Raw genomic sequence first — 20,752 nt, 5'->3', positions numbered from 1 at the left:
GTCACGTGGTTCCCTCGGCTTCTGTGGGATGGATGGTCGGTCGGCGGGTGCTGGTCTCTACGGCCGCCTCGAGCTCGTCGAGACGCCGAGCGAGGTCGACCAGAGCGGCGTCGTCGGTGGGGAGAGGCCCCGCCAACAGTGTCTGCAGGGTTCCCCGAGGAATCCGGAGCCTGTCGGACGCGGCGTCGGCGACCTCGTCTGCGCCGGCATGCACGGCCAGGCCCAGTCGGCGGGCGAGGCGCCGCTGCGCACCGTCGCGAAGGGCCTCGGCCGCGTGTGCGGCGTCGGCGGCTCGGGCGGTGAGACGTGCGCGACCGTGCATCGTCTCGGACGCGCGCACCGTCACCGGCAACGTCTCGGCGACCAGGGGGCCGAAACGCTGACCGCGCCAGATCGACGCGGTGACTCCGGCGAGCAGCAGCAGCAGGATCGCCGGAGTGACCCACGGCGGAGTGAGGCTCCCCAGCGTGTCGACCGACTTGCCCTCGATGTCGGAGTCGCCGAAGCTCGGGACGTACCAGACGACCCGCTCGGTCTGCCCGAGCAGTGCGAGCGCGAGGGCGGCGTTGCCGTTCTCCGCCAGGTACGCGTTACTGAAGAGTCTGGTGCCCTCGACGACGGCGACGCGGTCATCGCCGCGGTCGTCGATGAGCACGGCGGCACCGGCGGCATCGCCGAAGCACCCCTCGACCTCGGCGGCGGGAGCGAAGAGTCGATCGGCCCGGATCGTTCCGACCTCGGCGAACTCCGGGACATCGCACCTGGCTGCCACGGCCGCGCGTGTGCCCGGGGCATTCTCGCCGATGCCCAGTGCGTTCAGCAGGTGCGAGCTCGTCGAGAGGAAGACGACGCGATCCGCCGGTTCCATCAGGGTCTCCAGGGCGCCATCGGTCAGCGTGTACGGGTTTGCCATCACCAGCGTGGTTCCCTCGTCGAGGGCGGCACGTGCCTCCACTCGCGATCGGTGGATGTCGACCTCGACCCCCTGGCCACGCAGGATCTCCGCGAGGGCGAGGGCGCCGGAGTCATCACGCCCTTCGGGATCGAGAGCTCCGTGTTCCCCCGGCGCCGTGGCGCTGACGCGGATGGTGACGAAGACGACGATCAGGACCAGGACGGCGAGGACCAGCCAGCCGACGATGGTCTTCGTCCTGCGCGGTCGGTGCTCGGCGGTCGCCGGGACACCGCTCAACTCGGTCGCCGTCATGCGGGCACCGCCTCGAGGCGACGGGTGCGGAGCCGTTCGTCGGTTGCCGAGAGGTCCTGATAGCTCTCCTCGGTCGCCGGATGCCCGAGGTAACGCACGTCATCGAATGCCACGGCCGCGCGACGCAGGGCCGAGGCCTCGTCCGAGAAGACGGCGCTGGCGTCGCGGGCTATCGACTGCGCGGTGGCACCGGGAGCAGGGTCGATCAGATCGCGCTCCAGCAGGCTGCGCGCGATCGCGCGGTAGCGGAGGATCGTCGCAGTGCTCCAGTCGCCCGCACGGGCGCTGCGCTCGGAATCGGACCGGAGCTGCGCTGCCGTGCGGTCATCGGACTCGCCGAGGAGGTCTGCACGGGCACGCCGAACGGCGCGGGAGCTGCGGGGCCGGCCCCAGATGATCAGGGCAGCGATGAGAGCCGCCACGATGACGGCCGTCACGATGATGAGCGCGGACGGGCCGATGTTCGCGCCGTTGTCCGAGCTGAACAGATCGGCGAGGAAACGGCCGATGTCACGCGCGACCAGATCGAACCATGTCGGCTTCGCCTCCGCATACCGCGGGTTGGCGAGCTCGTCCTCCGCCCAGCGGCGTGCCTCATCGCCGTCGGGGATGAACAGGTCGTCGAACCGGGAGATCATGCCGTGTCGTCGCTGCCGGGAGCAGCCCAGCCTCCGTCAGCGGGTCCGGGCGCGGTCGTCGGGTGCGGCGTGGGCGCGCTCGCCGCGGGGGGCGGCGGCGGAGGGAACGCCGCGGGAGCATCCGCGACCGGCGCGGGCGCTGTCATCGTCGCGCCGTTCTGCTGCGGCGCGTACGGCTGTTGCCCGTACGGCGGCGGCTGCTGCGTGTACGGCTGCCCGGGGTAGGGCTGTCCGGGGTAGGGCTGGGGGTAGGCATTGCCCGGTGTCATCAGCACGTGATCTGGCACCTGTCGGGGCGGAGGCGCCGAGGTGACGGCTCGCGTGGGGTCGACGATGAACGGGTCACCCAGCTCATCGTCGGTCTTCCCGAGATCCCGGTGCTCGACATACGCGATGAGTGTCTGGTCGAGTCCCTCGTAGCGCATCCGGCAGTCGAGATAGACGAGTGCCGACCCGGTGCTCTGCACGACGAGGGTGATCGCCTGGATGACGAGGAGCAGGATCTGGGGTGCGAGGAAGGCGAGGACAAAGCCGACGATGGCGCTCGGATCCTCGGCGCCCGTCGGCGCGATGACCGACCCGAGAAGGCTGCTCAGCAGCGTGGCCGGAATGCTCACCACCTGCGCGGCGACGCCCATGATGGCGCTGATGAGGAAGGTCACTCCGAACGCGACCCAGAAACGGCCCCGGGTGAGTCGCCAGGAGCGCACGAAGGCGTCGCGGAAGCGCGCGCGCTCGAGGACGAGGATCGACGGCACCAGCAGCAGCTTCGTCGTCAGCCAGACGGACAGCGGGATCGCAGCGAGTCCGAGGAGGACCACGACGAGGACGACGACCCCGATGAGCTCGACGCTTCCCCCCGCACCACCGGCGACGAACGCGGCGATGATGGTCACGACGATCGCGAGGACACCGAACACTGCGATCACCGAAAGCGACGCGAAACCGGCGAGACGCCAGAATGCCGGCACCATCCGGCGCCAGAGCATTCGCAGCGTGGCCTTGACGCCGACGGCTGCGTAGCCGATCTCCGCGGCGACCACGCCCTGCATCATGGCCGTGAAGGTGATCGATGCCAGTCCGACGCCGAGGCCGGCGATGAGGTTGATCCCGATGGTCCCGGCCAGCACCGCCTCGAAGTCGGGGGAGGAGGGGGAGACGGTCTCGAGGCGCGAGAAGGTCGTGAAGAGGACGACGCCCATCACGGACGCCGTGACGACGGTCGCGATGAGCTGGATCACGACGGCGAAGCCGAACAGCACCTTCGGGTTGTGTCGCAGCGCCGCGAAGGCCCTGCCCAGCAGCATCCCGAACGTCAGCGGATGAAGGGGGATGATCCCCTTCTTCGGCGCGGGCGTCCACATCTGGCCACTCAAAGGCACTCCCTCCATGGTGGCTCCATCGTGTCACACCGCACACGTGGTGCGCAGACCTGGGGTCGGCGGGACTCGGTGCCATAAGGTAACAGTTATGACCTCACGCATTCTCGTGGTCGATGATGACACAGCGCTCGCCGAGATGATCGGAATCGTGCTGCGCACCGAGGGTTTCGAGCCGGTGTTCTGCGCGGACGGTGCGCGTGCCGTCGACGAGTGGCGCTCGCAGCGGCCCGATCTCGTGCTGCTCGACCTCATGCTGCCCGGCATGGACGGGATCGAGATCTGCACCCGCATACGCGCCGAATCCGGCGTCCCCATCATCATGCTCACGGCGCGCAGCGACACCGCCGATGTCGTCCGCGGACTCGAGGTGGGCGCCGACGACTACATGGTCAAGCCCTTCAACCCGAAGGAGCTCGTGGCTCGGATCCGCACCCGTCTGCGTCCGACGCCGCAGACCACCAGCGAGCAACTTCGGGTGGGCGACCTCACCGTCGACGTCGACGCCCATGAGGTGCGCCGGGGCACGGCGCCCATCGCCCTCACGCCGCTGGAGTTCCAGCTGCTGGTCGCACTCGCCTCCAAGCCGCAGCAGGTGTTCTCCCGTGAGATGCTCCTGGAGCAGGTGTGGGGGTACCACTACAAGGCCGATACCCGTCTGGTGAACGTGCACGTGCAGCGCCTCCGCGCCAAGGTCGAGCTCGACCCGGACAACCCGAAGATCGTGATGACGGTGCGTGGCGTCGGCTACCGTGCCGGGAGCGTCGGCTAGGAGCACGATGGCCGCGACGACAGCGACCACCACGACGGTCGCTGTCCTGCGCGACTGGCGAGGCTGGCCGACGATGCTCGGCACTCTGTGGCGACGCTCGCTGCGGTTCCGCACCCTCTCGATCACGCTGCTCGCGACATCGCTGGCGATCTTCATCACCTGCGTCACGATGGCCCTCGTGATCCAGAACGACCTCTTCATCTCGCGCAAGACCGTCGCCCTCGAAGACGCCCGTCGTGCGGTCGACCAGGCCCAGCGCATCCTCGACGTGGCCGAGGTGGGAGACGATCCCGCGGCGCTCTCGAGTCTCTGGGCCGGCATCCAGGACACGCTCGCCCGCACCTCGAGCACCGATCAGCTCGCGGGCTACAAGATCGACACGGGTGCGGACACCGCGCGACTGAACGGATTCGAGGCCGGGCTGAACGAGAGCCTGCTGAGCCCGAACCTGCGCGCACGTGTGGTCAAGCTCGACGATCGCCAGGCATGGCAGTCGGTCGCGCTTCCGGTGGAGGACGGGCCCCCGGTCCCCGGCATCGTCGTGGGGCAGCAGTTGCAGGTGCCCGAAGCCGGACCCTTCGAGATCTATTTCGCCTACGACCTCGGCGATGCCGATCAGACCCTCGTCTTCGTGCAGCGCACACTGTGGATCGCCGGGATCGGGCTCGTGGCCATCGTCGCCGCGATCTCCTGGATCGTGTTGCGGGCGGTGGCTTCCCCGATCGTGCAGGCCGCCGAGACGAGCGCACGACTCGCTGCGGGCGAGCTCGGGGTGCGCATCGACGTGCACGGCGAGGACGAGCTCGCCGTCCTCGGTCGGTCCTTCAATGCGATGGCCGACAGCATCGAGGCGCAGATCAAGGAGCTCGGCGAGCTGTCGATGGTGCAGCAGCGGTTCGTCTCCGATGTCTCGCACGAGCTTCGCACTCCGCTCACCACGATCCGGCTCGCCGCCGACATGCTCAACGATCAGCGCGAGGAGTTCGATCCCACCACCGCGCGCACCGCCGAGCTGCTGCACACCCAGGTGCAGCGGTTCGAGACGCTGCTGTCCGACCTGCTGGAGATCAGTCGGTACGACGCGGGGTCGGTGCAGCTCGAACTGGAGGCGACGAGCCTCGCGCATCTGGCGGAGGACATCATCGATCAGATGCGACCGCTCGCGGAGGGGCACGGTACGGAGCTGAGGCTGGTCGCCCCCGGCGGGTATTCGCCCGTCGACATGGACCCCCGCCGCGTGCGGCGTGTGCTGCGCAACCTGATCGGCAACGCCATCGAGCACGGCGAGGGGCGCCCGGTCGTCATCACGATCGACAGCAACCAGCATGCGGTGGCGGCGGGGGTGCGGGACTTCGGGATGGGAATGGAGCCGGACGACGCGGAACGGGTGTTCGACCGATTCTGGCGCGCTGATCCCTCCCGTCAGCGGACGATCGGAGGGACCGGACTGGGGCTGTCCATCGCGCTCGGTGACGCCACGCTGCACGGCGGTACGCTCGCCGTCTGGTCCGAACTCGGCGTCGGCACGAACTTCGTCCTCACCATCCCCCGTCACGAGGGCGTGCTGGACGGCCCGAGCCCCGTCCCGATCGAGCCGCAGGAGCCCCTCGCGGAACTCGGGGATGCGACGCAGCCGATCTCCCTGGCCGAGCCTCCCCCTGGGCTCTTCGACGAGAGCGACAGGTCATGAACCGGACGAGATGGACGAGGACGCTGCGCGGTGGCGCGGTGGCCCTCGTGGCGCTGCTGCTCACCGCCTGCGCCGGGCTTCCGACCAGCGGCGGGGTCTCGGTGGGGCTCGAACTCGGGGAGTCCACGCAGGATGTCGACTTCCTTCCCGTGGCCTCCGGACCGATCAAGGGTGCCGGTCCCGAGGAGATCGTCGAGGGTTTCCTCGAAGCGGGGATCACGACGTCCGACAACTGGGCGACGGCGCGGGAGTTCCTGGCTCCCGACCTGCAGCGCACATGGCGGCCGGCAGCGGGGGTCTCGATCGACGTCGGTACGGACACGCGCACGATCACTTCCACCGTTCCGCCGGCGGACGTCGAGAACGCGGACTCGGCCGACGTCCAGGTCCTGCTCGATCTGGTCGCCAGCGTCGACGATGCGAACACCTACTCGGAAGCGCTCGGTGCCTCCACCATGCCGTTCACGTTGCAGCGCATGGAGGACGGTGAATGGCGCATCACGGAAGCCCTCGACGGGATCGTGATCGACGAGCCTCGATTCGAGAACGTCTTCGAGGGCTATCCGCTCCAGTACTTCGACCTCACCTGGTCGCGTCTGGTGCCCGACATGCGGTGGTTCCCGCGGCGGCAGAGTCCGGCGACCACCGTGACCCAGGCCCTGATCGGCGATGCTCCGAGCGATTGGCTCGACCCCGCGGTGCAGAACGCCTTCCCCGCCGACGTGCAGTTGGCCCAGGATGCCGTGCTCATCACCGGGCAGGTGGCCGACGTCGCCCTCACCCGCCCTGCGGCCGCACTCGACGAGACGACGCTCTCTCGCATGCGCACGCAGTTGCAGGCCACTCTGCGGGCCGCGGGGGTCGCCGTCACCCGCGTGCAGTTCACCGTCGACGGTCGCAGCGTCGACGCGGGGGTCGTCGACGTCGTGGAGCCGTCGGCGGAGATCGGCACTCTCGTGCTGCAGAACGGTGCGTTCGGTCGGATCGTGGGGGACGAGATCTCCCCGATCGCCGGAATCAGTGCCGAGATCGCCGCGATGCCGCAGCCCATCACGTCGATCGATGTGGCCCTTGACGACTCCATCGCGGCAGTCCAGCTCGGCGACGGGCGGGTGTACCGGGTCGGCGACGGAAGCCGCAACGAGTTCGATGCGCCACCGGGACTGATCGAACCGTCCCTCGACCCGTACGGGTACACCTGGACCGTTCCCGAAGGTGACCCGGCGGCCCTGCAGGCGTGGGGTAGCGATATCGCCGCGCACAAGATCGGGAATGCGTGGCCGACGGCGTCGGCGGTCTCGGACCTGCGCGTCGCCGGGGATGGCAGCCGCGTGGCGGCGGTGCTCACCGTCGGCAAGCAGCGCTGGGTCGTCGTTGCCGCTGTCATCCGCGACTCGGCGGGGCTCCCCGTGGAACTCGGAGATGCCAAGCAGCTGGTGCAGCTCGATGAGGCGGCGACGGGTCTGGTGTGGCTGGGGCCGGATCGGCTGGGTGTGCTGGTGGATCCGGTCAGCCCTCGGCTCATCACCCAGACGGTGGGCGGACCCGGCACGTCGGAGGCCGCTCCGGGCGAGGCCGTCTCGGCGGCCGGTGCGCGGACCGCTGCCGGTGTTCGCATCCTCGGTGCGGGCGGCCAGCTGTTCGCACACGCGGGGTCGGCGTGGCGCGAGGTCGCATCCGACATCTCGGTGCTCGCCACGCGCGTCGGGGAGTGACTCCTCCTGCACGCCCGGGGGGATTGATCGCTGTTGTCGACGGTAGCGGCCTCGTCGTCGGCGGGGTGCAGGGCGCGGCCCCAGAATCGTCGGATGCAGACATCTTCGCGCCTCCTCGGCGTCGGGGCGGAGCTGGCGGCGTTCCTGCTGGCGGCGACCTGCGCAGGATGCGACGAGCCGGGAACACTGCTGTGTCCGCGGTGCCGGTGCGACCTGACGCCGCGTCCGCGATCGTCGGTGACGCCGGGAGGCCTGCCGGTGCACGCCGCGCTCGAGTTCGACGGGGTCGCGGCGCGCTGCATCCGCAGCCTCAAGGGCGAGGGTGAGACGTACCTCGCTCGGCCGCTGGCTGCGGCGCTCGCGACGGTGCTCTCCCCATTCGCGACCCCGATGACCTGGATCGTGCCGGTACCCACTGCACGAGGAGCGTTCCGCCGCCGCGGCTATCGCGTGCCCGAGCTGCTGATCCGCCGCGCACGTGCCCAGCCGCAACGGATGCTCTCGCTCGTGGCCGCAGCCGTCGATCAGCGCGGCTTGGGGGCGCGCGAGCGTGAGGAGAACGTTCGCGGCACGATGCGCGCGCGGGGGCGGGGAGAGGGCGCTGAGGTCGTGATCGTCGACGACGTCGTGACCACAGGGGCGACGCTCGATGAGGCGGCCAGAGCGCTCGAAGCGGCCGGCTATCGCACCGTGGCAGCGGTGGTGCTCGCCGCCACGCCGCATCGGTCGGGATTCTGAGGAACCTCATCGAGAACGCACCGGCGACACAGGGTCGCAACCCCGTGACATCCGTCGACGGTCGGACTACGGTGGGGTGACACAAGGCGACCACGGTCCGCCCTTGGCCGGGAGGACCGGGACAAGGAGGCAGCAATGGAAACAAGCATCGTTGGCGTCGGGGTGGGTATCACCGATCGCTTCCGAACCGTTGTCGAAGAGAAGATCGCCAAGGTCCAGATGTTTGCGTCACGGGCGCAACGACTGGATGTCAAGGTCACCCACCGCGTGTATCGCAATGGGCGCATCCCGGACGAGACCGTCGAGCTGACACTGGTCGGCAAGGGACCGGTCGTCCGCGCGGAGGCGACGGACGGTGACAAGTTCGTGGCTCTCGATCTCGCCATCGACAAGATGTCCGAGCAGCTTCGTCGTGCGAAGGAGAAGCGTGTCGATGGCCGACAGCACCCGCGCGGCGCCCACTTCGAGAAGGGCACCGGATCGCTGGAGGGCATCGATGTCCAGCCGGCATCCGTGGACCTGCTCCACGCCGTCGCGACGGGCAGTGTTCCGGTGCAGCAGTCGGAGGACGAGTCCTACTCGCCCGTCGTCATCCGCACGAAGAGTTTCGACGCCGAGTGGATGACGGTGGAAGAGGCGGTCGATCGGATGGAACTGGTCGGGCACGACTTCTTCCTCTTCGTCGATGTCCGCACCGACCACCCGAGTGTCGTCTACCGGCGCAAGGGTTGGGACTACGGCGTGATCGCATTGAGCACGCAAGCGCCGCCCTCTGAGGCCCTCGCTTCCTGACGGAGTCGCAGAACGGCCCGGTCCCTCGAGGGACCGGGCCGTTCTGGCGTCTGACGCTGCCGCAGGTGCGGGTCGTCAGTCGAAGATGCCGTCCAGGAGGCTCCCGATCACGAGTCCGCCGAGGATGCCGGATGCGAGGTCGCCGCCGCCACCGCCGCGTCGCTGTCCGCCGCCCCAGCCCCCGCCGCCGCCCCAATCCTGATCCCGCGGACGCGAAGAGTCGATGTCGCGCTGGGCGAGCTGGAGAGCCTCGGAGGCGAGGTGCGCGACCCGACGGGCCTGGATCAGGGCCGCCTCGCGCGTGTCCTCCGCAGGAAGGAGGTCGGAGACGTCGACGCGGAGTCGCTCTGCCTCGGCGAGACGCGTGCGGGCGTCGGCGCCGATCCAGCCGCGATGGCCCGCGATGAGGCCGCGTGCGACGCCGAGCTGACGGTCGGCGTCGTCGATCGCGTGCTGCACCTGCGCGATGCTCGGGAGGGGGTTCTCGGCGCGGTGGCGCGCCTTGGCGATGGCCTCGTCGAGCGCCGAGTTGGCGTCGCGCAACTGCGAGAGCTCGGCGAACGGATCGTTGGGCTTTCCGGACGGCGTGAGGGCGGAGAGTGCGGCCTGGAGCGCCGCGACGGCCTCGGCGACGGCGGGCACACCGGGGGCGTTGCGCGCGGCGATGAGGTCACCGCGGGAGTCGGCGACGACCTCGGCGAGGGTGGATTCCGCCCGGAGCGCCTCGATCTCGAAGTCCTCGACCGCATCGAGAAGCGCGGATGCGCGCCGGGTGGCCTCCGTGGCCGTCTCGAGGGCGATGTTCGCCTCTTCGTTCTGCTTGGCAGCTCGACGGCGTTCGGAGATGTCGGCGCTGTGGGTGGCGAAGCGGATGAGCTGCTCGGCCTCGGCGGCGCTGGCGGTGATCTGGTGCATGGCCGAGTCCGCGTAGCGCGCCGAGAGGCGTGCAACGGCCTCGTTGGTCTGGGGGATGCGGGTGCTGAGCGCGGCCGCATCCGCCCGCACCTGCGCGATGATCTCGGGTGCGCGGCGGACCTTGGCGACGGATTCGGCGAGGACGGAGGTCTTCTCGTCGAGAAGATCCTGAGCCCAGTCGCACAGCTGCAGGATGCGCGCGTTGCGTGTGCGCAGCTCCTCTGGCGTGTCGGGGATCTCATCATGGTTCAGCTGGTGGAGCTGGAATGCCTCACGCAGGTGGGTGCGCACCGCGGTGAGAGCCGTGCGCAGGTCGGCGGTCAGCGATTCGCCGAGTTCGGCCTCGGCGAAGGAGAGCTCATCCGACGTCGTGCGGATCCGCTCGTCCGCGCCGACCAGTGCCTGCTCGGCGCGGCGCGCCAGATCGGCGTCCTGTGCGGCGAGTTCTTCCTGTTCGCGTTTGCGTCTGCCCCATATTCCAGCCATGGATCGATCCTAGTTTCTCGCGTACGGGCGGTGGCTGAGCATCCGCTTCGGGCAGGCACTGTTCGCTCAGGGCACGTCAGGCGATCGCCGTACGTCGAGTGAGTTCTGCGCGCCGCGGGGGGATGAGCCAGCTGACCGCGGCGATCGCGAGAGGCAGCGCGACCGCGAGCAGGGCGAGCACTGCCCAGGGGATGTCCGGAATCAGGAGGAAGCCGCGCGACTGGATCGCGAAACCGATCGGGGGCAGCACACCGGCCACGGCTCCCGCGAGAGTGCCGAACCCGGCGATGATGAGTCCCTGCCAGAGGCCGACTCGGCGACGGAGGCCGTTCGTGCCGCCGACCGCGGAGAGCGTGGCGTCGTCGGGGCGGCGCTCGAACCGCGCCAGACTCAGAGCCACACCGCTCGCGCAGAGGACGAGCACACCCACCGCGCTCAGGATCGGCACGATCCACAGGGAGTCCTCGGGCGGGCCGTTCTCGAAGTACGGGGAGACGAGCCAGTCGGCTGTCGCCAGCGCATCGGCGTGTTCCTGCACGCGGTCGCGCACCTCCACCGGCACGGGGGCGTCGAACGAGGCGATCACCAGGCTGGGAGTCGTCGCCATGTCCAACTCCGCCGCGGTCTCCGGGGCAATCGCGATCGCGATGGCCTGGTGGGGGAGTTCGAGCGCGATGGCGTCGACCTTCCGTTCCCAGAGCGGCTCGCCGCGTGGTGCCGCGTCTACCCATGCGGTCCAGATGTTGTCGGGCGCCTTCCCCTCGTAGACATCCCGGCCGCTCCAGGCGCCGACCTCGATCGTGCCGTCGGTGACATACCGTGGGTCGGTGACGATCGCCGCACCGTCTCGATACGCAGCACGCTGGGCAGCAGTCACCGTGATGCCCAGGGCCCCGTCGAGCTCCTCCGCCGAGACCACCGCGATCGGGTTCGGTCGGTTCTGGCCGTTCGCCGTGAAGGAGGTCTCGCTTTCGGGGTCCAGGAGATGGCGTTCCGGCATCACGGCGATGACCCGCGTCTCGTCCGCGGGAATGTCGAGCGAGTTCGCGTAGCCCCACACCTCGGGCTGGCGGGCGATGACGGCCGTGCCGGACGCCCCCACGCTGTCCGCGAGCGCGATTCCCGCGTCGGCGGCGTCGGAAGCGACGGAGGCATCGACGGTCGACTCGGCTCCGGTCGGCTGGATGCCGATCGCAAGGGTGCCGACCGGAGCCTGATATGCCCAGTCCCGCGCGGTCCACGCGTTCTGCATGGAGGTCTGGCTCAGGGCGAAGACCGCGACGAAGACGGTCGCGGCGATCGCGGCGAAAGCGGGAACCGTGCGCGAGGAGTTCGCTGCGGCGTCGCGGGCGGCGATGCGAGCAGCGACGCTGACCGGCGAGAGCGCTTTGGCGGTGATCCACAGCAGCCAGCGCCCGGAGAGCAGGATGCCGATCTGCACGAGGATCGGCCCGATCACGATGCCGAACGGAGGAATCGCCCGCAGCGGCGAGTCCCATGGGAGATCCGTCACCTCGATGGCGAGGATCGCGAAGGCGCTGCCGATCGTGAGCGCGACGCCGAGGATCAGCAGGATCGATCCCCAGATCGGCCGAGATGCTCGGGGCCTCTGCGGACGACGCGCGCCGCGCAGCGCACTGAGGGTGTCGGTGCGGGCGACCGTGCGTGCGGGGAGCACTGCGGATGCCGTACCGACCAGCACCGAGAAGAAAAGGATCCCCGCAAGTATCAGCCACGGCACGTGGAAACCCCAGAACTGGGTGGCCGATCCGTCGGCGAGGAGCGCCATCGTGACCGCGGCCGCCCCGACGCCGAGGGCCAGCCCGAGAATGCCGGCGATGAGGCCCAGACCCGTGCCCTGGAGCAGGATGACCCGGCGGAGGTCCGACGGCGACGCTCCGACGCTTGCGGCGACGGCGAGAGACCGCTGCTGGCGCCGTGCGGCGACCGCGAAGGCGGCACCCGCGAGCATCACCACCACGTACGCGGCGAAGAGCCCGCCGGCGACGAGCACGATGAGCACCGTCCACAGGGCGCCATCGTCCGCTCCGGACCACCCGCCCCTCGTCTGGTCCGAGATGACCGGCGGTTCCTGGATCACCGACCGCGAGTAGGCGACGACGCCGTCTCCGTTCAGCTTCTCGACCTCCGGCCAGCTGAGTGACAGGTCGGGGAGATACCAGCGGGCGTCGCCGGAGAGTCCAGCGCTCGCCGGCAGGAAGAGCGCGGAGGTCGCATCGGAGAGAACTGCGGAGTCCAGCGTCCCGACGACGGTGTAGGTGCGCTCGCCGTCGGTGACGACGACCTCGTCTCCGATCGCGATCCCGAGCCGCTCGAGTGCGGCCGGGGTCGCCATGATCTCGCTGCCGGACCGCGGGGTCGTCCCCTCGAGAAGCTCGTACCGTCCCTCGAAGCGCGCATCCCAGACTTCGCCTCCCCACGCGGGCATCCCCGTCAAGCCGTCGGGAGTCTGCACTCGCACGGTGGACTCGACGACGCGGATCGCCTCGGTGCCGGACGGCAGCACAGTGGTCGGATCCGCGATCGGCGTCCCCTCGGGGGCATTGCCGGAGTTGTCGGGATATCCCGTCCACGTGGGGTCGGTGGGGGACTGCCAGAATCCGCTTCCCGGCAGGCCACCCACCGAGATCCACGCCTGCATCCGTCCCAGTTCCGCGGTCACGCGCTCCTGTGGGCTGCCGATCATGCTCGCCCCTATGACCGCATAGGCGGTCATGGCCGCGATCGGGAGCAGGACGAGGGCGCTGATGAGCGCGCTCGACAGGAGGGTGCGGCGCAGCTGCCGGTGCGCGAGCCGGGCGGCGACGCGCCAGCGGGCACGCCTCCCCGGCCGTCGGACGGACGAGGAGGGCTGGTCGGACGTCCTCGTCTCCGGCCGCTCGACGGTCGAGGTCATCGGCCCGTCCCGCTCAGCAGCACCTCGGCGTCGTCGCGCCGGGTCTCGTCGACGATCCTCCCGTCCCTGAGGAACACGATCCGATCGGCGAATGCTGCATGGCGGGCTTCGTGCGTGACGAGGATGCCCGCCGCGCCCGCGTCCACTCGTCCCCGGAGCATCCGGAGCACGAGTTCGCCGGTGACGGAATCCAGTGCGCCGGTCGGCTCGTCGGCGAGGATGAGTCGTCGTCCGCCGACCACGGCGCGGGCGATCGCGACGCGCTGCTGCTGACCTCCGGAGAGATCGTCGGGATAGGAGTCGAGCTTGTCCGCCAGGCCGACCGACTGCAGGGCGTCCTTCCCCGCGCGGCGGGCGACCCGGGTGCGGAAGCCGTCGAGTTCCAGCGGGAGCGTCACGTTCTCGATCGCGGTGAGGGTGGGGATCAGATTGAAGTCCTGGAAGACGAATCCGAGGGAGCGTCGGCGCAGGCGCGCGAGTTCTGCCGCGCTCTGCTCGCTGAGGTAGGCGTCTTCGATCACGACCTCCCCGGTGGTGGGGCGAGCGAGTCCGCCGGCGATGGCCAGCAGCGTCGACTTGCCGGAGCCCGAGGCGCCCATCACGGCGACGAGTTCACCGCGCCGGACCTCGAGGTCCACGCCGGACAGCGCGGACACCGCCGTCGCGCCGGCCCCGAACTGTTGCGTCACCCCGACCAGGCGCAGGACCGTCTCGGCGCTCACAGTGAGGGAGCCGCATCCGCGAAGGGAGCACCAGCTTTCGCGGGCCGCCCGCGCTTGGGGCGCTCGGTCGCGAGTTCGAGCGCCATCGCCTGTCGCGGGTGCAACGCGAGACGCTGTTCCGTGTGGTCGAGCCACCGCACCTCGGCCTCCGCGGCGAAGATCATCGAATCGACGACCAACGCCCAGGAGAGCTCCTCCGGGCCGTCCGCGTCACCGCCCGCGTACTTCGCCCGCTGCAGGGACTGCAGCTGTCGCAGCGACGCCGTGCGCTGCGACTGGATGACCGCTGCGACGTCGACTCCGGGCAGCGTCGCGGCCACGGCGAGCTTGATCGCGAGCTCGTCCCGTGTCGCCTGCGTCCGCACCACCGGGGAGGAGAGCCACTGCGCGACCTCGGCGGAACCGGCATCCGTGATCTGCCAGTACACATGACCCTGCTCGTCGGCGTCACCGCGCTCGACGAGTCCGTCGCGCTCGAGACGCTCGAGCGTGTTGTAGATCTGTCCGACGTTCAGCGGCCAAGTGGAGCCGGTGCGTCGATCGAATTCGTGCCGCAGCTGGTAGCCGTAGCAGGGGCCCTGATCGAGGATCGCGAGCAGGCTCTGACGTACCGACATGGTGGGCTCCCTGGTTGTCGAGATGAATGCAATACCGAGTATATGCATACTCGGCAACTATTCGAATCTTCGCGCGGAAGCCTCGTGCAGGCGACGTGCAGGTCACAGGCCGGTAACATGGCAAAGCATGCCTGGCGTCGGGTTCACCGGCGGCCGGCGATTTACCCACTGACAGGGAGATGACATCCGTGGCCAATCCTCTTGAGAAGCTGCTGCGTGCTGGCGAGGGGCGGGTCATCCGCCGCCTGAATCAGGTCGTCAAGGCAGTGGGAGCGCTGGAAGAGGACATCTCCAAGCTCACCGACGACGAACTGCGCAACGAGACAGTCGAGCTGCGCGCGCGCTTCGAGAACGGCGAGACGCTCGACCAGCTCATGCCCGAGGCCTTCGCCGCGGTGCGGGAGGCAGCCAAGCGCACGCTCGGCATGCGCGCCTACGACGTGCAGATCATGGGTGGCGCCGCCCTCCACCTCGGCAACATCGCCGAGATGAAGACCGGTGAGGGCAAGACCCTCGTCGCGACCCTGCCCGCGTATCTGAACGCGATCGCCGGCAAGGGCGTGCACGTCATCACGGTCAACGACTTCCTCGCGAGCTACCAGGCCGAGCTGATGGGACGTGTGTTCCGTGCCCTCGGCATGACCACCGGCATCATCGTCTCCGGCCAGACCCCCGCGGTGCGTCGTGAGCAGTACGCCGCCGACATCACCTACGGCACGAACAACGAGTTCGGCTTCGACTACCTGCGCGACAACATGGCGTGGCGCAAGGAAGACCTCGTCCAGCGCGAGCACTTCTTCGCGATCGTCGACGAGGTCGACTCGATCCTCATCGACGAGGCCCGTACGCCGCTCATCATCTCGGGCCCGTCCTCGGGTGAGGCCAACCGCTGGTTCGCCGAGTTCGCGAAGATCGCCCGCACCCTCGAGGTCGGCGAGGACTACGAGGTCGACGAGAAGAAGCGCACCGTCGGCGTGCTCGAGCCCGGTATCGAGAAAGTCGAGGACTATCTCGGCATCGACAACCTCTACGAGTCCGCCAACACCCCGCTCATCTCGTTCCTCAACAACTCGATCAAGGCGCTCGCGCTGTTCAAGAAGGACACCGACTACGTCGTGATGAACGACGAGGTCATGATCGTCGACGAGCACACCGGTCGCATCCTGGTCGGACGCCGCTACAACGAGGGCATCCACCAGGCGATCGAGGCCAAGGAGGGCGTGCCGGTCAAGGCCGAGAACCAGACTCTCGCCACGGTGACGCTGCAGAACTACTTCCGTCTCTACGACAAGCTCGCCGGCATGACGGGTACGGCCGAGACCGAGGCCGCGGAGTTCATGTCGACCTACAAGCTCGGCGTCATCCCCATCCCGACGAACCGGCCGATGGTCCGCAAGGACCAGTCCGACCTCGTCTACAAGAACGAGACCGCGAAGTTCGCCCAGGTCGTGGAAGACATCGCCGAGCGTCATGCCGCCGGCCAGCCTGTGCTGGTCGGAACGGTGAGCGTCGAGAAGAGCGAGTACCTCTCGCGCCTGCTCGCGAAGAAGGGCGTCAAGCACGAGGTCCTCAACGCGAAGAACCACGCACGCGAGGCCGAGATCGTCGCCCGCGCCGGACGCCTGGGCGCCGTCACCGTCGCCACGAACATGGCCGGACGAGGCACCGACATCATGCTCGGCGGAAACGCAGAGTTCCTTGCGGTCCAGGAGCTCAAGGGCAAGGGGCTCGACCCCGTCGAGACGCCCGAGGAGTACGAGGTCGCGTGGGATGAGACCTACGAGTCGATGAAGAGCATCGTCGCCGAGGAGGCCGAGAAGGTCATCGAGGCCGGTGGACTCTACGTGCTGGGCACTGAGCGGCACGAGTCGCGTCGCATCGACAACCAGCTCCGTGGTCGTTCCGGGCGTCAGGGCGACCCCGGTGAGAGCCGCTTCTACCTGAGCCTGACCGACGACCTGATGCGTCTGTTCCAGTCGGGTGCCGCCGAGGCGATTCTCGCCCGCACGAACTTCCCGGACGACGTGCCGATCGAGTCGGGCCTCGTGTCCCGTGCGATCCGCAGCGCCCAGTCCCAGGTCGAGTCGCGCAACGCCGAGATGCGTAAGAACGTCCTCAAGTACGACGACGTCCTGAACCGTCAGCGCGAGGCCATCTACGCCGACCGCCGACACATCCTGCAGGGCGATGACATCGCCGACCGTGTCCAGCACTTCATCGAGGACGCCATCAGTGGCGTGGTCCGCGATCACACCGGCGAGGGGCACAACGAGAGCTGGGACTTCGACGCGCTCTGGACCGAGCTGAAGACGCTCTACCCCGTGGGCGTGACGATCGACGAGGTCGTCTCGGAGGCGGCAGGGCGCAAGGGCGGTATCACGGCCGACGGACTCACCCGAGAGCTGCTCTCCGACGCGAAGATCGCCTACGAGACGCGCGAGGAAGCGCTCGGCGAGGCGGCTACGCGCGAACTGGAGCGTCGCGTCGTCCTCCAGGTGCTCGACCGCCGCTGGCGCGACCACCTCTACGAGATGGACTACCTCAAGGACGGCATCGGCCTGCGCGCGATGGCTCAGCGCGATCCGCTCATCGAATACCAGCGCGAGGGCTACGCGATGTTCCAGTCGATGATGGGGCAGATCAAGGAGGAATCCGTCGGGTACCTCTACAACCTCGAGGTCGAGGTGCGTCGCGCCGGAGACTCCCAGACGGCCGAGGTCGAGGCCAAGGGACTCGCCTCCGACGGGGGAGAGCAGCGTCTCGAGTACTCCGCGGCGAACGACGCGGGCGAGGTCGAGGTCCGCAACGATCGCGGTCAGGTCCAGCAGGCGGCCACCGATCGTGTCCGTCAGGCGGCGGCTCGCGCGCAGGCCCCGCAGACCGAGCCGGAAGAGGCGCCGCGAGGCGCCTTCGGGCAGCGCACCGATGCCGAGGCTCCGGCCGCCGGCAACCGCGAGCAGCGTCGCGCCCAGGGCAAGAAGAAGAAGTAACTCCCGCGCAGAGGAGGGCCAGTCCACGTGGATTGGCCCTCCTTTCGTCGCTGTAGGCTTGGCCGATGACCCCAACGCGCCACTTCGACCAGTCGTCGAAGCTCAAGAACGTCCTGTACGAGATCCGCGGAAACGCCCTCGTCGAGGCGGCGCGCCTGGAGGCCGAGGGGCACAAGATCCTCAAGCTGAACACCGGGAATCCGGCGATCTTCGGCTTCGATGCTCCCCATCAGATCGTGCATGACATGCTCGCGGCGCTCCCTTCCGCGCACGGCTACAGCGACAGCAAGGGCATCATCTCTGCCCGCCGCGCGGTCGTGAGTCGCTACGAGCAGATCGAGGGTTTTCCCCGCTTCGACCCGGACGACGTGTATCTCGGCAACGGCGTCTCCGAGCTCATCACCATGACGATGCAGGCGCTGCTCGACGAGGGCGACGAGGTGCTCATCCCGGCCCCGGACTACCCCCTGTGGACAGCGATGACCAGCCTCGCCGGTGGCACCCCCGTCCACTACCTCTGCGATGAGGATGACGAGTGGCAGCCCGACCTCGAGGACATCCGGTCGAAGATCACGCCGCGCACCAAGGCCCTCGTGATCATCAACCCGAACAACCCCACCGGCGTCGTGTACTCGCGCCAGATCCTCGAGGGGCTCGTGCAGATCGCTCGGGAACATGAGCTGCTGCTGCTGTCGGACGAGATCTACGATCGCATCCTGTTCGACGGTGCCGTGCACATCCCGACCGCGACGCTGGCTCCCGATCTGCTGTGCCTGACCTTCAACGGGCTGTCCAAGACCTACCGGGTCGCGGGATACCGCTCGGGCTGGATGGTCATCACCGGGCCGCAGGGCCACGCCAAGGGATTCATCGAGGGCATCACGCTGCTGGCGTCGACGCGACTGTGTCCGAACGTTCCCGCCCAGCACGCGGTGCAGGCCGCACTGTCGGGTGTGCAGTCCATCGACGCGCTGATCGCACCGACCGGTCGCCTGCACGAGCAGCGGGATATCGCGTGGGAAGGGCTCGAGTCGATCCCGGGGGTCTCGTGTGTCAAGCCACAGGGCGCGCTGTACGCCTTCCCGCGGCTCGACCCGAATGTGCACGAGATCAGAGACGATGCCCGCCTGGTCTACGACCTGCTCGTCTCGGAGCACATCCTCCTGGTGCAGGGGACCGGTTTCAACTGGGCGACCCCGGATCACCTCCGGCTCGTCACGCTCCCCGAGCCCCGAGTATTGAGCGAAGCCGTCGAGCGACTGGGGAACTTCCTCGCGAGCTACCGCCAGTAGCGGGCTCTGCGTCGACAGGAGACAGCGTCGCCGCGAGCCCTCGGATGCCCGCGACGAGCGTCGAGCGCGGTGTGACGTCCGTCATCGGACGGGCATGCAGCAACGACGCGTCGGCGGCGCGCTGGTCGAACGGCAGGAACGTGACGTCGGTGATACCCGCGAACCGCTCGAGGGTGCGCCGCACCTGCCCGCGGGCATCGATTCCGAGCGGTCCCGGCCGGACCTGGTTGACGACGACCGACACCGGTGTCGGCGCGGTGAGCCGGCGCACTTCTGCGTGATCCCGGAGGAAGCGGCTGATCCCCAGCGGATCGGCTGCGGCCACGGCGACGATCAGGTCGGCTTCGCTCAGCGTCGCCGACGTCGCGGCATGGCGTCGAGGCCCGGCGATGTCGTACGTCACCTCGTCGTCTGCATCGAAGGCGCTCGCCACGTCGACGACCGTCTCCTCCCTCCATTCACGACACGCGCCCAAAGCCATTCGGAGACGGGCTGCCCCCAGCTCCGGCCATCGGCTCGGGCGGTTGATACCCGCCAGCACCTCGACGGCCTCACCGCCGCCGCAGGACACCATCGTGGCGAGCCGGGTCAGCTCCGTGGCGTCGAGGGCGCCGCGCTCGGCCCGACGGCAGGCCGCAGCGATCCCCGGTGCGTCGTCGCTGAGCCCGAGCAGCAGCGCGAGCGACGGAGCGACCGTATCTGCGTCGACCAGGGCGGTGCTGCGCCCGGACCGTGCGAGTTCCACTGCGAGCTCGATGGCGATCGTGGAGCGGCCCGGTGCGCCATGCGGCCCCCACACGGCGATGACTCGGTGCGGATGGAGTGATCGGGGTGCGGGCACGTGGTCGGAATCGGCGCGCAAAGCCGCCGCGACCTCCCAGCCGGCCGCCTCGGGCGGCAAGGCTGCGGACAAGCCCAGGCGTCCGAGCAGACGGCTGTCGGCTCCTCCGAGCGGGAGGATGCGGACTCCTGCTCGATCGCACGTGGAGACCAGCGCGGCCGTGAGAACTGTACGTGCGGCCGTCACGATGATCGCCTCGGCACCACGAGGAAGGTCGAACTCGGCGGTGGGGAGAGGCAGGACGGCGAGGACCGTGACTCCCTCCAGTTCGAGTTCCGCAGCCAGTTCGCTCGCACGCGGCTCCGGGATGGCCACGACGACAGCCGTCACGAGCCGGCCCCGACCGGCAGCACGGAGAGGGAGGCGCCTTCGGTGATCGCGGCGAGCACGTCGGCCGTGTCGCCTCTGTCGATCACGAGTTCGAGCCGGGCCGCCGCGGTGTCGGCCAGCATGCCGTTCGACTCGATCACGTCGCGGACGACCACGTCCGTGACGAGGATTCGTGGAGTGTCGTACGTGCGACCGTCGTCGAGAGGCGGGGCGAACCAGACGTCGACCACCGAACCGGCCTGTACCTCTCCGGGGATCCCGGTGCTGCTCTCGACGACGATCGTGGTGCTGCGGCCGTGGTCGGCATCCGCCAGCGCAGCAGACGGCACGATCTCGCCCTTGGTGAGTGTGCGCGCCGCGATCTGACCGGGTTTCAGGTCTTCGGGGCCGAGGTAGTCGTCGGCAGACAGGCCCAGTCCCACCTCGATGACCTGGAAGTCGTCTGAGGTCAGCTTCTCACCCTCCACGATGGTGCGGTCGGCTCGGAGTACCGGCCGTGCCTGGTCGGATCCGGTGACGATGAGCCACACTGCGGTGATGGAGAGCGCCACCAGGGCGATCCCGATGAGGAATCGGGTGTCGCCCCAGAACGCACGCCGAGGGCGAGAAAGGGAAGCCATGGCGATATCGTCACAGAAATCCCGCACGTGCACCGTCGGTTATCCACAGGACGGCAGAGCGCCCGATCCTCCCGACCCCGTCATGGAGAAT

Annotated in this window: 16 protein-coding genes; 7 read left to right on the top strand and 9 right to left on the bottom strand. The window is 69.0% G+C overall.

Annotated features, from left to right (window positions below):
- Nucleotide 1 precedes the first annotated feature (1 nt).
- The 3 genes from J7E45_RS02995 to J7E45_RS02985 are packed head-to-tail and all read right to left on the bottom strand — an operon-like array spanning nucleotide 2 to nucleotide 3,209.
- Nucleotides 2-1,207 (bottom strand): DUF4350 domain-containing protein, encoded by a 1,206-nt coding sequence (locus tag J7E45_RS02995; protein ID WP_215066967.1) that lies wholly within the window; start codon nucleotides 1,205-1,207, stop codon nucleotides 2-4.
- Nucleotides 1,204-1,845 (bottom strand): DUF4129 domain-containing protein, encoded by a 642-nt coding sequence (locus tag J7E45_RS02990; RefSeq protein WP_091033933.1) that lies wholly within the window; start codon nucleotides 1,843-1,845, stop codon nucleotides 1,204-1,206. Before J7E45_RS02990 ends, J7E45_RS02995 begins: the two co-directional genes overlap by 4 nt.
- The gene (locus J7E45_RS02985; RefSeq protein WP_251053358.1) at nucleotides 1,842-3,209 is read right to left on the bottom strand and encodes a hypothetical protein; all 1,368 of its coding nucleotides are present in this window, start codon (nucleotides 3,207-3,209) and stop codon (nucleotides 1,842-1,844) included. Before J7E45_RS02985 ends, J7E45_RS02990 begins: the two co-directional genes overlap by 4 nt.
- 106 nt (nucleotides 3,210-3,315) lie before the next feature.
- Between J7E45_RS02985 and mtrA the strand changes: the two genes are divergently transcribed.
- The 5 genes from mtrA (at nucleotide 3,316) to hpf (ending at nucleotide 8,931) form a co-directional block, all read left to right on the top strand.
- Complete coding sequence (mtrA, locus tag J7E45_RS02980; RefSeq protein ID WP_029261966.1) at nucleotides 3,316-3,996, top strand: MtrAB system response regulator MtrA; 681 nt, start codon at nucleotides 3,316-3,318, stop codon at nucleotides 3,994-3,996.
- 7 nt (nucleotides 3,997-4,003) lie between these two features.
- The gene (gene mtrB, locus J7E45_RS02975; RefSeq protein WP_091033930.1) at nucleotides 4,004-5,686 is read left to right on the top strand and encodes an MtrAB system histidine kinase MtrB; all 1,683 of its coding nucleotides are present in this window, start codon (nucleotides 4,004-4,006) and stop codon (nucleotides 5,684-5,686) included.
- The gene (locus J7E45_RS02970; protein WP_251053357.1) at nucleotides 5,683-7,401 is read left to right on the top strand and encodes a GerMN domain-containing protein; all 1,719 of its coding nucleotides are present in this window, start codon (nucleotides 5,683-5,685) and stop codon (nucleotides 7,399-7,401) included. The genes mtrB and J7E45_RS02970 overlap by 4 nt, the downstream gene beginning before the upstream one ends.
- A gap of 93 nt (nucleotides 7,402-7,494) precedes the next feature.
- Complete coding sequence (locus tag J7E45_RS02965; RefSeq protein ID WP_215066966.1) at nucleotides 7,495-8,139, top strand: phosphoribosyltransferase family protein; 645 nt, start codon at nucleotides 7,495-7,497, stop codon at nucleotides 8,137-8,139.
- A gap of 135 nt (nucleotides 8,140-8,274) precedes the next feature.
- On the top strand, nucleotides 8,275-8,931 hold the full coding sequence (hpf, locus tag J7E45_RS02960) for a ribosome hibernation-promoting factor, HPF/YfiA family (protein WP_091033926.1): 657 nt from the start codon (nucleotides 8,275-8,277) through the stop codon (nucleotides 8,929-8,931).
- Between the two features lie 75 nt (nucleotides 8,932-9,006).
- On the opposite strand, the gene J7E45_RS02955 is transcribed toward hpf, so the two are convergent.
- The 4 genes from J7E45_RS02955 to J7E45_RS02940 all read right to left on the bottom strand — a co-directional run bounded on the left by J7E45_RS02955 (nucleotide 9,007) and on the right by J7E45_RS02940 (nucleotide 14,588).
- Entirely contained in the window at nucleotides 9,007-10,332 is a 1,326-nt protein-coding gene (locus tag J7E45_RS02955; RefSeq protein ID WP_215066964.1) for a hypothetical protein, read from the bottom strand.
- A 76-nt stretch (nucleotides 10,333-10,408) separates the two neighbouring features.
- On the bottom strand, nucleotides 10,409-13,249 hold the full coding sequence (locus J7E45_RS02950; protein ID WP_215066962.1) for an ABC transporter permease: 2,841 nt from the start codon (nucleotides 13,247-13,249) through the stop codon (nucleotides 10,409-10,411).
- On the bottom strand, nucleotides 13,246-13,971 hold the full coding sequence (locus tag J7E45_RS02945) for an ABC transporter ATP-binding protein (RefSeq protein WP_091033918.1): 726 nt from the start codon (nucleotides 13,969-13,971) through the stop codon (nucleotides 13,246-13,248). Before J7E45_RS02945 ends, J7E45_RS02950 begins: the two co-directional genes overlap by 4 nt.
- The gene (locus J7E45_RS02940) at nucleotides 13,968-14,588 is read right to left on the bottom strand and encodes a PadR family transcriptional regulator (protein WP_029261958.1); all 621 of its coding nucleotides are present in this window, start codon (nucleotides 14,586-14,588) and stop codon (nucleotides 13,968-13,970) included. The genes J7E45_RS02945 and J7E45_RS02940 overlap by 4 nt, the downstream gene beginning before the upstream one ends.
- A gap of 188 nt (nucleotides 14,589-14,776) precedes the next feature.
- On the opposite strand from J7E45_RS02940, the gene secA reads away from it, so the two are divergent.
- Both secA and J7E45_RS02930 read left to right on the top strand, forming a co-directional pair.
- Complete coding sequence (gene secA, locus J7E45_RS02935) at nucleotides 14,777-17,578, top strand: preprotein translocase subunit SecA (RefSeq protein ID WP_091034522.1); 2,802 nt, start codon at nucleotides 14,777-14,779, stop codon at nucleotides 17,576-17,578.
- A 65-nt stretch (nucleotides 17,579-17,643) separates the two neighbouring features.
- Nucleotides 17,644-18,870, top strand: a complete 1,227-nt coding sequence (locus tag J7E45_RS02930) for a pyridoxal phosphate-dependent aminotransferase (RefSeq protein WP_091033913.1) — start codon at nucleotides 17,644-17,646, stop codon at nucleotides 18,868-18,870.
- On the opposite strand, the gene J7E45_RS02925 is transcribed toward J7E45_RS02930, so the two are convergent.
- A complete protein-coding gene (locus J7E45_RS02925; RefSeq protein WP_215066960.1) occupies nucleotides 18,794-20,041 on the bottom strand; it encodes a P-loop NTPase in 1,248 nt (415 codons plus the stop codon). The two genes, J7E45_RS02930 and J7E45_RS02925, sit on opposite strands and share 77 nt — an antisense overlap.
- Complete coding sequence (locus J7E45_RS02920) at nucleotides 20,038-20,661, bottom strand: SAF domain-containing protein (RefSeq protein ID WP_167633253.1); 624 nt, start codon at nucleotides 20,659-20,661, stop codon at nucleotides 20,038-20,040. The genes J7E45_RS02925 and J7E45_RS02920 overlap by 4 nt, the downstream gene beginning before the upstream one ends.
- Nucleotides 20,662-20,752 lie beyond the last annotated feature (91 nt).

The organism is Microbacterium sp. ISL-59, from assembly GCF_018613945.1.
Taxonomy (GTDB): domain Bacteria; phylum Actinomycetota; class Actinomycetes; order Actinomycetales; family Microbacteriaceae; genus Microbacterium; species Microbacterium oxydans_B.
The sequence above is the reverse complement of the archived record's forward strand: the minus strand, read 5'-3'. Positions and strand labels throughout refer to the sequence as shown.

What these genes read in the sequence shown, in the direction of transcription:
- J7E45_RS02965 (WP_215066966.1), top strand. Translation starts at nt 7,495, where the DNA reads ATGCAGACATCTTCGCGCCTCCTCGGCGTCGGGGCGGAGCTGGCGGCG.
- J7E45_RS02970 (WP_251053357.1), top strand. Translation starts at nt 5,683, where the DNA reads ATGAACCGGACGAGATGGACGAGGACGCTGCGCGGTGGCGCGGTGGCC.
- J7E45_RS02995 (WP_215066967.1), bottom strand. Translation starts at nt 1,207, where the DNA reads ATGACGGCGACCGAGTTGAGCGGTGTCCCGGCGACCGCCGAGCACCGA.
- hpf (WP_091033926.1), top strand. Translation starts at nt 8,275, where the DNA reads ATGGAAACAAGCATCGTTGGCGTCGGGGTGGGTATCACCGATCGCTTC.
- J7E45_RS02990 (WP_091033933.1), bottom strand. Translation starts at nt 1,845, where the DNA reads ATGATCTCCCGGTTCGACGACCTGTTCATCCCCGACGGCGATGAGGCA.
- J7E45_RS02930 (WP_091033913.1), top strand. Translation starts at nt 17,644, where the DNA reads ATGACCCCAACGCGCCACTTCGACCAGTCGTCGAAGCTCAAGAACGTC.
- J7E45_RS02985 (WP_251053358.1), bottom strand. Translation starts at nt 3,209, where the DNA reads ATGTGGACGCCCGCGCCGAAGAAGGGGATCATCCCCCTTCATCCGCTG.
- J7E45_RS02950 (WP_215066962.1), bottom strand. Translation starts at nt 13,249, where the DNA reads ATGACCTCGACCGTCGAGCGGCCGGAGACGAGGACGTCCGACCAGCCC.
- J7E45_RS02920 (WP_167633253.1), bottom strand. Translation starts at nt 20,661, where the DNA reads ATGGCTTCCCTTTCTCGCCCTCGGCGTGCGTTCTGGGGCGACACCCGA.
- J7E45_RS02955 (WP_215066964.1), bottom strand. Translation starts at nt 10,332, where the DNA reads ATGGCTGGAATATGGGGCAGACGCAAACGCGAACAGGAAGAACTCGCC.
- mtrA (WP_029261966.1), top strand. Translation starts at nt 3,316, where the DNA reads ATGACCTCACGCATTCTCGTGGTCGATGATGACACAGCGCTCGCCGAG.
- mtrB (WP_091033930.1), top strand. Translation starts at nt 4,004, where the DNA reads ATGGCCGCGACGACAGCGACCACCACGACGGTCGCTGTCCTGCGCGAC.
- J7E45_RS02940 (WP_029261958.1), bottom strand. Translation starts at nt 14,588, where the DNA reads ATGTCGGTACGTCAGAGCCTGCTCGCGATCCTCGATCAGGGCCCCTGC.